Source organism: Micromonospora sp. NPDC005367 (assembly GCF_040606825.1).
In the GTDB taxonomy this organism is placed as follows: Bacteria; Actinomycetota; Actinomycetes; order Mycobacteriales; family Micromonosporaceae; genus Micromonospora.
The window spans coordinates 106,986-120,241 of record NZ_JBEXFP010000006.1 but is presented as its reverse complement, the minus strand read 5'-3'; the positions used below and the strand labels follow the sequence as shown (position 1 = coordinate 120,241).

Genomic DNA, 13,256 nt, shown 5'->3' with positions numbered 1-13,256 from the left:
GCCCCGCCGTCCACGACGGACCGGCAACGGTCGGGTCAGGACGCGGCGAGACGCTTCAACGCACCCTGGACGACGTCCCGCCGGGTGGTGTACCAGAACGGCGGCAGCGATCGGCGCAGGAACGGGCCGTAGCCGCGGGCGGTCTCCAACCGTGAGTCGAGCACGGCGACGACTCCCTTGTCGCCGGTCGCCCGAATGAGCCGACCCACTCCCTGCGCGAGCCGGATGGCGGCGATCGGCACGCTGACCGCGGCGAAACCCGAGCCGCCGCTGGCGTCCACCGCGGCCGCCCGGGCCGCCGCGAGCGGCTCGTCGGGCCGGGGGAAGGGGAGCCGGTCGATCACCACCAGCTGGCAGGAGTCGCCGGGCACGTCCACCCCCTGCCAGAGCGACATCACCCCGAACAGGCAGGTCTCGCGCTCCTCGCGGAACCGGCGGACCAGAAGGGGCAGCGCGTCCTCGCCCTGCAACAGCACCGGCAGGTCGGTCCGGGCGCGGACCAGCTCCGCCGCCTGCTGCGCGGCCCGCCGCGAGGAGAAGAGCCCGAGGGTACGACCACCGAGCGCCTGGACCAGGTCCAGCAGCTCCTCACCGGCCGCGTCGGGCAGGCCTGAGACACTCGGCCTGGGCAGGTGCGCGGCGACGTACAGGATGCCCTGCCGGGCGTAGTCGAACGGCGAACCGACGTCCAGCGACCGCCAGCCCGGCCCGCTCGTGGCCGCGCCGCCCGCGTCGCGCTCCGCCTCGCCGCTGGTGCCGCTGGTGCTCGTGCCGGCGCGGCCGCTCCTGCTGGTGGCGGCGGCCAGGGCCGCGGCTGCCGGGGATGGCGGCGAAGCGGCCGGGGCCTCCAGCCCCAGCGCCCGGGCCACCGTGTCGAACCGGCCGCCGAGGGTCAGGGTGGCCGAGGTGGCCACCACGGTGCGGTCCTCGTAGAGGTGGGTGGCGAGGGTGCCGGCGACCGACAGTGGGGCCACCACCAGCGCCCGGCGGCTGCCGTTGTCGGGCTTCTCGACCCACGCGACGTCGTGCTCGTTCTCCTCCAGCAGCCGCTGCGCCGTGGTCGACAGCTCGTCCAGCACGGCCCGGGCCTGCTGCTTGCGTACCGGGTCCGGGTCGTCGGACTTGACGTCCCCGATGGCGTCGAGCGCGGCGCGGGTGGCCGCGTCGAGGAGGGTGCAGGCCTCGCGCAGCGGCGCGGGCAGGCCGGCGGTGAGCCGCCCGGCCGGTGCCTCGGCCAGCCCCACCGCGAGCGCGTCGCCGGCGGCGGTGAGCGCCTCCGCGGTCTCCGGCTTCAGCAGCGGTCGGGCCCGGCGGGTGGACCGGTCGATCAACTCCGGCACCAGTTCGGCCTGTGCGGCCGAGGAGACCCGGTCGGCCAGTTCATGCGCCTCGTCGACGATGAGCAGCTTGTGCGGTGGCACGATCTGCCGCCCGGCGAGCATGTCCACCGCGAGGAGGCTGTGGTTGGTGACGACGATGTCCGCCTCGCGTGCCCGGGCCCGGGACGCCTCGGCGAAGCATTCCGCGCCGAACGGGCAGCGGGTCGCCCCGACGCACTCCCGGGCCGGCATGGAGACCAGGCGCCAGGCCTGGTCGTCGACGCCCGGATCCAGCTCGTCCCGGTCCCCGGTCGCGGTCTCCATGGCCCAGTCCCGCAGCCGCTGAACCTGCTTGCCCAGCCGACCGGCCTCGCCGAGCCACTTGCCGCCGGCCGGGCCGGGAGACGGTGCGTCGAAGAGACCGTCGGTCGGTTCCTCCTCGGTCGAGTTGTCGAGCCGGGCCAGGCAGAGGTAGTGGTGTCGCCCCTTCAGCACGGCGAACGTGGGCCGGCGGCCGAGCAGCGGCTCGACCGCGTCGGCCAGCCGGGGCAGGTCGTGGTCGACGAGCTGGGACTGGAGCGCGAGGGTGGCGGTGGAGACGACGACCGGCCCGTCGACGGTGAGCGCCGGCGCCAGGTAACCCAGGGACTTCCCGGTGCCCGTGCCGGCCTGCACCAGCAGGTGCTCGCGGGCGGTGACGCACTCCTCGATCGCGGCCGTCATCTGTTGCTGGCCGGGGCGGGCGCTGCCACCGGGGACGGCCCCCACGGCGGCGGCGAGCAGCTTCTCGCTGCTCGGCCGGGTGCCGCGACGCCGCCCCGTACGGGCCGACGGGGTGCTGGAACCGGTGGCGGCGCGGGGCAGGGTCACCGTGCGACGGTACCCGCCGCCGCCGACACCGGGCGCGCCCCTCCGCCGCGTGGCGGCACGTCGGGTTCCAGCCCGTTACATCGGCGCTACGACGAGTGGGCGATATCGGTTAGGGTGCGATTCATGCCGAGCGACGTGGTCCGCGTGATCTACCGCAAGTACGACGGCAGCGCCCACCGCGACTACCCGGCTCGTCGGCTCGCGGAGGACGACCTCGGGGTTTGGCTCGGCGTGCCGGTCGGCACGAAGTCGATCTACCACGGGCGTCCGTCGGTGGAGCAGATTCCGTTCGTGCTCCTGGTGCCCCACCAGGCGTGGTGGACCGCCATGTTCAACCCGCCGCCCCGCACCAGCGAGGTCTACTGCGACATCGCCAGCCCGGCCCGTTGGGAATCCGAGGACACCGTCCACCTCTACGACCTCGACCTGGACGTGGTTCGCCGGCGCGCCACCGGCGTTGTGGAGTTGCGTGACGAGGACGAGTTCGCCGAGCACCGGGCGCGCTTCGGCTACCCCGATGAGCTGGTGGCCGAGGCGGAGGCCGCGGCGCGGTGGCTGCTGACCGCGCTCGGCGACGGCACCGAGCCCTTCGCCACCGCGTACCGCAAATGGCTCAACCTCGTCCTCTGACCCTCGCGCGGGGGCGGAGATGGGGGCGAGGGGCGGCGTCGGCGCGCGGGTTCGGCGTCGACGGGTGATGATCCGAGGGTGGCACCTCGTGAGACGGAAGTCGTAGCGCCGGTCGGCGGGCCCCTGCGGGGGCTGCTGAGGGCGACGGCGCCGGTCGACCTCGGCACGGTCGACCCGCGGTCCACCCCGGGGCTGCCGGGCGAGGCGGTGACCGGTGAGCGTCGCAAGGCCTGGGCTCGCGCCCAGGTGCGGCTGATCGGAGCCGAGCTGGGCCGGCAGCAGGAGATGCTCTACGCGGAGGCGAAGGTCGCCGATCCCGACCCGGGTCCCGTGGACGGTCCCGGGGCCCTGGGCGGGGCCGCCCGGACGGGCGGGTCGGGGCCGGCCCGGCGGGTACTGCTGGTGCTCCAGGCGATGGACTGCGGCGGCAAGGACGGCACGATCAAGCGGGTCGCCGGTGCCATGGACCCGCTGGGGTTGCACATCCGCTCCTTCGGTCCGCCGACTCCCGAAGAGCTGCGGCACGACTTCCTCTGGCGGATCCGGCGGGCGTTGCCGGCCGCCGGCTACCTGGGGGTCTTCAATCGTTCCCACTACGAGGACGTGCTGGTCGCCCGGGTCGAGGCACTGGTGCCTGAGCCCACCTGGCGGGCCCGGTACGACGAGATCAACGCCTTCGAGCGCGAGCTGACGGAGAGCGGCGTGACGCTGATCAAGGTCATGTTGCACATCTCGTACGCGGAGCAGGGCGAGCGCCTGCTCGCACGGCTCGACGACCCGCGCAAGTACTGGAAGTACAACCCGGCGGATGTGGCCGCCCGGGGCCGCTGGGACGACTACCAGGCCGCGTACGCCGATGCGCTGGGCCGGTGCGGCACGGACGCCGCGCCCTGGTTCGTGGTGCCCGCCGATCGCAAGTGGTACCGGGACTGGGCGGTGGGGCATCTGCTCCGAGAGACGTTCGACACTCTCGACCTGGGGTATCCGCCCGCCGGTTTCGATCCGGAGCGGGAGCGGGAGCGGCTGCGAACTGGGGTCGTCGAGGCGCGAGGGACGCCCGAGGTGAACGGCAGGTGAACGAGCGATGAATGTGGCCTGGCCTGGGGTGGGCCGGGAATTTCCCGCCACCGTCGTTCCCTAGCATTCCCAGGGCAGGCGTCCTGGCGGCGTCCGCCACCCTTCCACCGACACGACGAGGTCCGTGCTGTGAAGTTTTCCTTCCGCCCCACCGAGGGGGCCTTCTACGAGCTCTTCACCAGGGCCGCGCAGAACTTGGTCCGGGGCACCGAGCTGCTCAACGAGCTGGCTCTGCCCGGTGTCGAGGTGCAGTCGGTCAGCGAGCGGTTGACCGAGGTGGAGCACGACAGCGACCAGATCACCCACGAGCTGTACAAGAAGATCAACTCTACCTTCATCACCCCGTTCGACCGGGAGGACATCTACCGGCTCGGGTCGCTGCTCGACGACGTGATGGACCACTTGGAGGCGGTGGGGAACCTCCTCTACCTGTACGGCCTGACGAAGCTGCCGTCGCTGCCCCGGGAGATGCACGAGCTGGTCAACGTGCTCGACCAGCAGGCGAAGCTGACCGCCGAGGCGATGCCCCGGCTCAAGTCGATGAAGGATCTCGAGGACTACTGGATCGAGTGCAACCGACTGGAGAACGACGGTGACCAGGCGTACCGGATGCTGCTCGTCCGCCTCTTCTCCGGCGAGTACGACGCGTTGACCGTGCTGAAGATGAAGGAGGTCGCCGACGAGCTCGAAGCCGCGTGCGACGCCTTCGAGCACGTGGCCAACACGGTCGAGACCATCGCGGTCAAGGAGTCCTGATCCTGTGACCCCCGAACTCATCGCCGTTCTGGCGGTGATCGCGGCTGCCCTGGTGTTCGACTACACCAACGGTTTCCACGACGCCGCCAACGCGATCGCGACGAGCGTCTCCACCCGGGCGCTGACACCCCGGGTCGCCCTCCTGCTGGCGGCCGTCGGAAACTTCGTCGGGGCGCACTTCGGCGCAGGCGTGGCGAAGACGGTCGGCGACGGCCTGGTCACGCTACCCACCGGGGTGGGCAGCCTCGGGGTCGTCTTCGCCGGCGTGCTCGGTGCGATCTGCTGGAACCTCATCACCTGGTACTTCGGCCTGCCGTCGTCGTCCTCGCACGCCCTGTTCGGTGGCCTGGTCGGCGCCACCCTCCTCGCCAGCGGCGGCGTGGTGCAGTGGGTGAACATCGTCGAGAAGGTCATCCTGCCGATGGTGCTCTCGCCGATCGTCGGCCTTACGCTGGGCTACCTGGTGATGCTCGCGATCCTCTGGCTGTTCCGGAAGGGGCAGCCGGGCAAGCTGAATCGAGGCTTCCGCTGGGCGCAGACCGCATCGGCGGCGGCCATGTCGGTGGGCCACGGCATGCAGGACGCGGCGAAGACCATGGGCATCGTGGTCCTCGCGCTCTACACGGGTGGATTCCAGGAGAGCAAGACGCACATCCCGGGCTGGGTCTTCTGGACCTCCGCGACCATGCTGGCGCTCGGCACGTACGCGGGCGGCTGGCGGATCATCCGCACCCTCGGCCGCAAGATCATCGACCTGGGTCCGCCGGAGGGCTTCGCGGCCGAGATGGTGGCCAGCGCGGTGCTCTACTTCAACGCCCTGGTGCTCAAGGCGCCGATCTCCACGACGCACACGATCACCTCGGCGATCATGGGCGTGGGTGCCACGAAGCGGCTCTCCGCGGTCCGCTGGAACGTGGCGGGCAACATCGTGCTCGCCTGGATCATCACGTTCCCCGCCGCGGCGCTGATCTCCTGCATCGCGTACCTGGTGGTGCGCCCGCTCTTCGGCTGAGCCACCGCTCGCCGAGGACGCCGGGGGCCGGCACCCCGGAGCGAGCCCGGACTGAACAGAGGCCCCGGCCGTCGCGGAAGCGACGGCCGGGGCCTCTGTTTCACATCCGATCGACGCTCACGCGTAGTCGACGCCGATCTGGCCCCGGATCGTGTCGAGCAGCGTCATCACCTCGAGGGTGGTGGAGTGCGGCACCAGCGGGCTCTCGAGCAGGCCCTCCGCCAGGCAGCGCTGCACCTCGATCGCCTCGTACTGGTAGCCCCCGCCGGGCACGTCCAGCGAGACGGTCTCCGGCTCGGCGCCGGCCCGGTGCAGGGTCAGCGAGTCGGGCCGGAAGAACGGCGCCGGCAGGTCGATCCGGCCGGCGGTACCGGTGACCGAGGCGACCAGCGGGGTGGCCCCGATGATGCCGCAGCTGAGCGTCGCGACCGCGCCCGAGTCGTAACCGAACACGACGCCGGTGTTCTCGTCCACGCCCTCCGGGCCGATCTTGGCCCAGGAGCGGACGTGCTGGGGCACCCCGAGCAGCAGGTGCGCCAGGCTGATCGGGTAGATGCCCAGGTCGAGCAGGGCGCCGCCGCCCAGCACCCGGGCCCGCATCCGGTGCTCGGGCGGGAACGGCCCGGATGCCCCGAAGTCGGCCTGCACGCTGGTCACGGTGCCGATCGCGCCGTCGGCGATCAACTCGACCAGGCGCAGGATCACCGGGTTGGTGCGCATCCACATGGCCTCCATGAGGAAGACCCCGGCGGCGCGGGCGGTGTCGATGAGCTCCTTGCTGGTCGCCACGTCGAGCGTGAACGGCTTCTCCAGCAGCACCGCCCGCCCGGCCGTGAGGCAGGTCATGGCGGCCGCGTGGTGGGCGGAGTGCGGCGTCGCCACGTACACGGCGTCGACCTCCGGGTCCGCGGCCAGTTCCGCCCACGAGCCGTACGCGCGCGGCACGTCGTGCTTCTGGGCGAAGAGCTTCGCGCTCTCCGGCGTACGCGAACCGACGGCGACCAGCTCCGCGTCCGGCACCAGCCGGAGGTCCTCGGCGAAGCGGGCGGCGATGTGGCCGGTGGCCAGGATGCCCCAACGAGTCATGGCGGCAACGCTAGTCCAGCCAGGTGAACGGGCGATCATGCGCTCCCGGCGGGCGCGACTAGGCTCACGGCATGACGATCGACCCCGACGGCTTCCCCGCGCCGCCGGCTCTGGTGGAGCACGCCCGGCGGTTCCGTGCCGAGGGTGGGGTGCCGGCGGTGCCCCGGGTGGCCGCCACCGTGCTGTTGCTCCGCCCGGTCGGCCCCGGCTTCGAGGTGTACCTGATCCGTCGCGTCGCCGCGATGACCTTCGGTGGGATGTACGCCTTCCCGGGCGGCGGGGTGGACCGGTCGGATTCCGAGACCCACCTGGACTGGGCCGGTCCGACGCCGGCCGAGTGGGGCCAACGGCTCGGGCTCGCGCCGGACGCCGCGCAGGCGGTGGTCTGCGCCGCCGCCCGGGAGGTCTTCGAGGAGGCCGGGGTGCTGCTCGCCGGCGCGAACGCGGCGAGCGTCGTCGGCGACGTGAGCGGGGACGAGTGGGAAACCGCCCGGGTCGCGCTGGAGCAGCGCGAGGTCGGCTTCGCGGGCCTGCTCGCCGATCGGGGACTCACCCTCCGCTCCGACCTGCTGCTGCCGTGGAGCCGCTGGATCACGCCGGAGTTCGAGCCGCGCCGCTTCGACACGTACTTCTTCGTGGCCCTGTTGCCGCAGGGCCAGCGGCCCCGGAACGTGTCACGGGAGGCCGACCGCACGCTCTGGCTCCCGCCGGCGGACGCCCGGGCCAAGGCGGAGGCGGGTGAACTGAACATGCTGCCGCCGACGCTGGTGACGTTGGGGCAGGTGGCCGCGGCCGGCGACCTGACCGGTGTCGCGCGAGCCGCCGCCACCCGCGACGCGGCAACCCCGGTGACTCCGCACCTGGACGACCCGGACAACGGCACCCCCCACTTCCGCCTCCACTAACCCCCCCGTCCGCCCAGAAGCGCACCCTTGCCCGAAAAGAGTGGCCATCCCGTGCGGAATGGCCACTCTTTCCATGAGTGCGCCGCCAACAGGGCGGGGTGAGGTGGGTCAGCCGAAGCGGCCGGTGATGTAGTCCTCGGTCTTCTTCTGGCTCGGGTTGCTGAAGATCTTCTGGGTGTTGTCGTACTCGATGAGGCGGCCGGGGTCGCCGGTCTTCTCGATCGAGAAGAAGGCGGTACGGTCCGAGACCCGGGCGGCCTGCTGCATGTTGTGCGTGACGATGATGATCGTGAACTTGTCCTTGAGCTGGAACATCAGGTCCTCGATGGCCAGCGTGGAGATCGGGTCGAGCGCCGAGCAGGGCTCGTCCATCAGGACGACCTGCGGCTCGACGGCGATCGTCCGGGCGATGCAGAGCCGCTGCTGCTGACCGCCGGAGAGGCCGGCGCCCGGCTTGCCGAGCCGGTCCTTGACCTCGTCCCAGAGGTTCGCCGAGCGCAGCGCCTTCTCCGCGGCCTCGTCGAGGATCGACTTCTTCCGTACGCCGTTGAGGCGCAGCCCGGCCACCACGTTCTCGTAGATGCTCATGGTGGGGAACGGGTTGGGCCGCTGGAAGACCATGCCGATCATGCGGCGGACAGCGGTAACGTCGACGTCCCGGTCGTAGATGTCCTGGTCGTCGATGGTGAGGCTGCCCTCGACCCGGGCACCGGGGAGCACCTCGTGCATCCGGTTGATCGAGCGGAGGAAGGTCGACTTGCCGCAGCCCGAGGGGCCGATCAGGGCGGTGACCGTCTTCGGCTCGACGGTGAGGTTGATGTTCTCGATCGCCTTGAAGGCGCCGTAGTAGGCGGTGACGTTCGAGGCTTCGATGCGCTTGGCCATGGTGGTGGTACCTCCGAAGTTCATCGGCCGAGCCGGTTACGACGGGCCAGCAGCTTCGCCGCGATCGTCAGGATCAGGACGAGGGCTACCAGGGTGAGAGCCGCGGTCCACGCCCGGGCGGGGGAGAACCGCGACGCGTCGCCGGCCTGCTGGTACACGAAGAGCGACAGCGACGACTGGTTGTTCTCGAACGGGTTGAAGTTGATCGCCGCGCCGCCGCCGGCGACGAGTAGCACCGGCGCGGTCTCGCCGGCCGCGCGGGCGATGGCGAGCATGACGCCGGTCACGATGCCCGGCAGCGCGGTCGGCAGCACGACCCGCAGGATGGTCTTCCACTTCGGCACGCCCAGGGCGTACGCGCCCTCGCGCAGCGGCGCCGGGACGAGGCGCAGCATCTCCTCGGTGGAGCGGACCACCGTGGGGAGCATCAGCACGCTCAGCGCGAGCGCGGCGGCGAAACCCGAGAAGCTGGGCCGGCCGTCGTTGAACCACGGGGAGACGATCAGCACCCAGAAGGCCAGTACGAACAGGCCGGAGACGATCGACGGGATGCCGGTCATCACGTCGACGAAGAACCGGATCGTGAAGGCGAACTTGCCCCGGCCGTACTCGACGATGTGGACGGCGCAGAGGATGCCGAGCGGGACGGTGATCAGGGTGGCGATGCCGACCTGCTCCAACGTGCCGATGATCGCGTGGTACGCCCCGCCGTTCGCGTCCCGGGCCCCGATGTTGTTCATCGAGGTGAGGAAGAAGTCGGCGTCGAGGCGCTCGACGCCCTTGCTGAGCAGCGTCCAGACCACCGACGCGAGCGGCAGTACGGCGAGCACGAACGCCGAGTGGATCAGTGCGCTCCAGGTGCGGTTGCGGGCCGAACGCGGCCCCTCGACCGCCTTCGCCGCGATGTAGAGCCCGGCCAGGTAGAGCAGCGCGCCGAGGACCACGACGAGCACCCAGTTGCCGATGCCGGCGCCGAGCACCACCGCCGCGGAGACCAGCAGGGCGGCGAGCGCGACGGCCGGCGCGGCGTACCGGGGGAGTCGCTTCGTCCGCAGGGTGTCCGGCTGGGCGGCCGGTCGGGAGCGGTGGCTGGTGACGGTGGTGGTCATGCGGCCGACTCCGTGAACTCCCGGCGGCGGTAGATGATGACCCGCGCGGTGATGTTGACGATCAGCGTGATCGCGAAGAGCACCAGGCCGGAGGCGATGAGGGCGCCCCGTCCGGTCTCGTTCGCCTCGCCGAACGCGTTGGCGATGTTCGCGGCGATGGTGTTACCGCCGTTCTGGATCAGGTTGAACGAGATGCCGAACGTGATGCCGAGCGTCATCGCGAGGGCGATCGTCTCGCCGAGCGCGCGGCCCAGGCCGAGCATGACCGCGGCGATGATGCCGGGTCGGCCGTACGGCAGCACCGCCGTGCGGATCATCTCCCACCGGGTGGCGCCCAGGGCGAGGGCGGCCTCCTCGTTCGCCGTCGGGGTCTGCATGAACACCTCGCGGGAGAGCGAGGTGACGATCGGCAGCACCATGATCGCGAGGACCAGCGCACCGAGCAGGATGGACTTGCCGAAGGGCCCCTCGCCCCCGAAGAGCGGGATCCAGCTGAAGTACTTGTTCAGCCAGACCGAGAAGTCCCGGACGGGGTTGATGAAAATTTCCCGGCCCCACAGACCGAAGACGACGCTCGGCACGGCGGCGAGCAGGTCGATCAGGAAACCGAGCGTGGTGCCGACGCGGCGTGGCGCGTAGTGGGAGAGGTAGAGCGCGATGCCCAGCGCCACGGGCACCGCGATGAGCAGGCCCAGTGCCGCGCTGAGCACGGTACCGAACGCGAGCGTGCCGATGCCGAACTTCGGCTGCGTCTCGTTGGGCGACCAGCCCTCGTAGGTCCAGAAGTTCGCGGTGTCGGCGCGCAACGCCGGCACCGCCTTGGCGACCAGGAAGACCGCGATCGCCGCGATGATGACCAGGACGGCGGTGCCGGCAGCCAGGGTGAGGCCGCGGAAGGCCCGCTCGGCGCCGAACGCCCGGGCCCGGGGCAGCGCGCCGCCGCCGCCCAGCCCGGTGCCGCCCGGGGTACGGGTGCTGACTGGTGCCTCGGCCACACGCGCCGAAGCACCGGCGGGCCACTCGTGACTCTCGGTCACGCGAGTCCCGCCGGTGCCGGCGTCGGCCGAGCGGTGGGGGGTTTCACCCATCTGCTCGCTCGATTCGATTGCGGAGGTGGTGGGTCAGGTCAGGAGATGTTCTTGACCGCGGCCTCGACCTTGGTGCGGACGGTCTCCGGCAGCGGCGCGTAGCCCAGCTCGGTCAGGGAGTTCTGGCCCTCGGTGCTGGCCGCGTAGCCGAGCAGGCCCTTGACCAGCGGCAGCTTGTCGGCGGCGAGGCCCTTGCCGCAGACGATCTCGTACGTCGCCAGGACGATCGGGTAGGCCCCGGCCTCCTTGGTGTTGTAGTCGATCGACAGCTTCAGGTCGTCGCCCTGGCCCTCGATGGTGGCTCCGGCGATGGTCTTGCCGGCGTTCTCGGCGGTCAGCTCGGCGAACTCGCCGGCACCGTTACCGATCTTGGCCATGTTGAGGCCGGCGTTCTCGGCGAAGGACCACTCCATGTAGCCGATCGAGCCGTCCGCGCCCTTGACCGAGGTGGCCACGCCGTCCGAACCCTTGGAGCCGGTGCCGCCCGGGGCCTTCCATGCCTTGGCCTTGCCGAAGGTCCAGTCCGCCTCGGCGGTCTTGCTCAGGTAGTTGGTGAAGTTGTCGGTGGTGCCGGACTCGTCCGAGCGGTGCACCGTCTGGATGGTGGTCGACGGCAGGGTGGCGCTGGGGTTGTCGGCCTTGATGGCCGGGTCGTCCCACTTGGTGACCTTGCCGGCGAAGATCTTCGCCAGGGTGGCCGGCTTGAGCTGGAGGTTGTCCACGCCACTGACGTTGTAGGCGACGGCCACCGGACCGATGACCATCGGCAGGTGGATGGCCGTACCGCCGGCGCACTTGGCGTCGGCCTGCGGCTGCTCCTCCGGCTTGAGCGCGGAGTCGGAGCCGGCGAAGTCGGCGGTGCCGGCGATGAAGGCCTGGATGCCCGCGCCGGAGCCGGTGGGCTCGTAGTTGATGGTGCTGCCCTGGCACTTCTGCTGGTACGCCTTGATCCATTCGGCCATGGCGTTCTTCTGGGCCGACGAGCCCTGGGCGTTGACCGTGCCGGTGGCGCAGTCGACCGCGGAGGCCGAGCCGGAGGCGCTGGCGCCGGTCGCGGGCTCGTTGTTGTCCGAGCCGCATGCACTGAGAGCGAGCGCCGCAGTAACAGCGAGGCAGGCGATCGTGCCATACCGCTGGAGCTTCACCTGAGGGGTTTCCCTTCACGTCTGACTTGGCGCCCCGGTAGTCGCCCGGGGGAACCGGCAGTGACCGGCCGATTCCACAAGCTAGGAGCGCCAGGTAGCCGGTTTGCCGGTCGCGAGTGAACGAAGGGTGAACAGGTTCGGCAGATGAGGTGACCGCTCGCCGAGGGCGGGTTGTCCGTTAAGTGAACTCGCGAGCGCAAGTCGGATTTATGGCCATTTTCCCGGTTGTCCGGGACCTGGTCGAGCCGTACTGGTCATCCCACCCGCGGCCGGTCCGGGGCGTCGGCGCGGCATACCGACGGACCCGACGACGCGTCCACGCCGCCGACCTGTCCGCGTCGACGGCTCGCCCCCACGGCGAGGCTCGGCGACCTGGGCGCCACCGAGCCGGTTCCGGTCAGCCCAGGTGGTAGTTGACGTGCGCCGACCAGCGCAGGAACCCGAGCCGCTCGTAGAGGGCGACCGCCGGGCCGTTCGACTCGTCGACGTAGAGCATCACCCGGTCCAGCCCGCGCCGGTCGCGCAGGTACGCGAGCCCGGCCGCGGTCAGCACCCGGCCCAGCCCGCCGCGGTGCGCCGCCGGATCCACCCCCAGCACGTACACCTCGCCGATACGGGCCGATCCCGGGATCTCGTGCACCTTGGTCCAGTGGAACCCGAGCAGGCGGCCGGTCGACTCCTCCACCGCGAGCAGGAAGCCGGCCGGGTCGAACCATTGTTCCGCCAGCCGTACCCGCAGGTCGTCGGCCGTCCATCGGCCCTGCTCGGGATGTTCGGCGAAGGCCCGGGCGTTGAGCGCCAGCCAGGCGTCGTCGTCGGCCCCCGGCTGGAAGGCGCGCAGCGTGACCCCGTCGGGCAGGCGAGGCTCGGTCACCGGGGCGGTGAGCGAGCGGCGCAGCTGCCAGAGCACCCGGGCCCGGGTGAACCCGAGGTCGACCGCGAGCGCGGCGGCGGAGGGGTGGTCGCCGTGCGCCCAGGCGCGCAGTGGGCCGGTGGCCGCGGCCACCGCGGCCCGGGCCAGCGCCCGGCCGGTGCCACGCCGCCGGTGCGCGGGATGCGCCACCAGCTCGACCCCGACACCGGCGGACGGGTCGGTGGTGTCCAGGTGGGCGTACCCGCTCAGCGTGCCGTCGCCGGCCCGGGAGATCAGGTGCACCGCGAACGCCTCGGGGTCGCGCAGGCGCAACAGGGTGTGCTCGTCGAAGGGGTCGGCTCCGTCGGTGTCGCCGGCGGCCCGGGCCAGGGCCAGCACGTCGGCGATCTCCGTGGGGGAGAGCCGGTCGGCACGGGTCACCTGGTCGGCGCTGGGCTCGGCGCTGCTCATCCGTTCACCGTATCCCGGTCCGGTCCGGTGGTCGCCGGCCCCCGGTGCGA

At 71.5% G+C, this 13,256-nt stretch carries 12 protein-coding genes; 5 read left to right on the top strand and 7 right to left on the bottom strand.

The features are described 5' to 3' along the window. Positions 1-35 precede the first annotated feature (35 nt). The gene (locus ABZS42_RS06940) at positions 36-2,189 is read right to left on the bottom strand and encodes an ATP-dependent DNA helicase (RefSeq protein WP_355142998.1); all 2,154 of its coding nucleotides are present in this window, start codon (positions 2,187-2,189) and stop codon (positions 36-38) included. Positions 2,190-2,312: 123 nt separating this feature from the next. Between ABZS42_RS06940 and ABZS42_RS06935 the strand changes: the two genes are divergently transcribed. From ABZS42_RS06935 to ABZS42_RS06920, 4 genes are all read left to right on the top strand, one after another. Next, the gene (locus tag ABZS42_RS06935) at positions 2,313-2,819 is read left to right on the top strand and encodes a DUF402 domain-containing protein (protein WP_355142997.1); all 507 of its coding nucleotides are present in this window, start codon (positions 2,313-2,315) and stop codon (positions 2,817-2,819) included. Between the two features lie 123 nt (positions 2,820-2,942). After that, positions 2,943-3,896, top strand: coding sequence for a PPK2 family polyphosphate kinase (locus ABZS42_RS06930; RefSeq protein WP_355143074.1), 954 nt, complete (start codon positions 2,943-2,945; stop codon positions 3,894-3,896). A 129-nt stretch (positions 3,897-4,025) separates the two neighbouring features. After that, positions 4,026-4,652, top strand: coding sequence for a DUF47 family protein (locus ABZS42_RS06925; RefSeq protein WP_076466922.1), 627 nt, complete (start codon positions 4,026-4,028; stop codon positions 4,650-4,652). A gap of 4 nt (positions 4,653-4,656) precedes the next feature. Further along, positions 4,657-5,664 (top strand): inorganic phosphate transporter, encoded by a 1,008-nt coding sequence (locus ABZS42_RS06920; protein ID WP_355142996.1) that lies wholly within the window; start codon positions 4,657-4,659, stop codon positions 5,662-5,664. A gap of 117 nt (positions 5,665-5,781) precedes the next feature. On the opposite strand, the gene ABZS42_RS06915 is transcribed toward ABZS42_RS06920, so the two are convergent. Beyond that, complete coding sequence (locus ABZS42_RS06915) at positions 5,782-6,750, bottom strand: Gfo/Idh/MocA family oxidoreductase (protein WP_355142995.1); 969 nt, start codon at positions 6,748-6,750, stop codon at positions 5,782-5,784. A gap of 71 nt (positions 6,751-6,821) precedes the next feature. On the opposite strand from ABZS42_RS06915, the gene ABZS42_RS06910 reads away from it, so the two are divergent. Then, on the top strand, positions 6,822-7,655 hold the full coding sequence (locus ABZS42_RS06910) for an NUDIX hydrolase (RefSeq protein WP_355142994.1): 834 nt from the start codon (positions 6,822-6,824) through the stop codon (positions 7,653-7,655). Between the two features lie 108 nt (positions 7,656-7,763). On the opposite strand, the gene pstB is transcribed toward ABZS42_RS06910, so the two are convergent. From pstB to mshD, 5 genes are all read right to left on the bottom strand, one after another. Further along, complete coding sequence (gene pstB / locus ABZS42_RS06905) at positions 7,764-8,540, bottom strand: phosphate ABC transporter ATP-binding protein PstB (protein ID WP_355143073.1); 777 nt, start codon at positions 8,538-8,540, stop codon at positions 7,764-7,766. 20 nt (positions 8,541-8,560) lie between these two features. After that, a complete protein-coding gene (gene pstA / locus ABZS42_RS06900; RefSeq protein ID WP_355142993.1) occupies positions 8,561-9,649 on the bottom strand; it encodes a phosphate ABC transporter permease PstA in 1,089 nt (362 codons plus the stop codon). Next, the gene (gene pstC, locus ABZS42_RS06895; protein WP_355142992.1) at positions 9,646-10,737 is read right to left on the bottom strand and encodes a phosphate ABC transporter permease subunit PstC; all 1,092 of its coding nucleotides are present in this window, start codon (positions 10,735-10,737) and stop codon (positions 9,646-9,648) included. Before pstC ends, pstA begins: the two co-directional genes overlap by 4 nt. 38 nt (positions 10,738-10,775) lie before the next feature. Beyond that, positions 10,776-11,882, bottom strand: a complete 1,107-nt coding sequence (pstS, locus tag ABZS42_RS06890) for a phosphate ABC transporter substrate-binding protein PstS (protein WP_355142991.1) — start codon at positions 11,880-11,882, stop codon at positions 10,776-10,778. 397 nt (positions 11,883-12,279) lie between these two features. Beyond that, positions 12,280-13,206 carry a mycothiol synthase gene (gene mshD / locus ABZS42_RS06885; protein WP_355142990.1) on the bottom strand — a complete coding sequence of 309 codons (927 nt, stop codon included), beginning with the start codon at positions 13,204-13,206 and terminating at the stop codon, positions 12,280-12,282. Positions 13,207-13,256: the final 50 nt, after the last annotated feature.

Coding starts and splice junctions, on each gene's coding strand:
- pstA (WP_355142993.1), bottom strand. CDS start 9,649: ATGACCACCACCGTCACCAGCCACCGCTCCCGACCGGCCGCCCAGCCG.
- pstB (WP_355143073.1), bottom strand. CDS start 8,540: ATGGCCAAGCGCATCGAAGCCTCGAACGTCACCGCCTACTACGGCGCC.
- ABZS42_RS06915 (WP_355142995.1), bottom strand. CDS start 6,750: ATGACTCGTTGGGGCATCCTGGCCACCGGCCACATCGCCGCCCGCTTC.
- mshD (WP_355142990.1), bottom strand. CDS start 13,206: ATGAGCAGCGCCGAGCCCAGCGCCGACCAGGTGACCCGTGCCGACCGG.
- ABZS42_RS06935 (WP_355142997.1), top strand. CDS start 2,313: ATGCCGAGCGACGTGGTCCGCGTGATCTACCGCAAGTACGACGGCAGC.
- ABZS42_RS06910 (WP_355142994.1), top strand. CDS start 6,822: ATGACGATCGACCCCGACGGCTTCCCCGCGCCGCCGGCTCTGGTGGAG.
- pstC (WP_355142992.1), bottom strand. CDS start 10,737: ATGGGTGAAACCCCCCACCGCTCGGCCGACGCCGGCACCGGCGGGACT.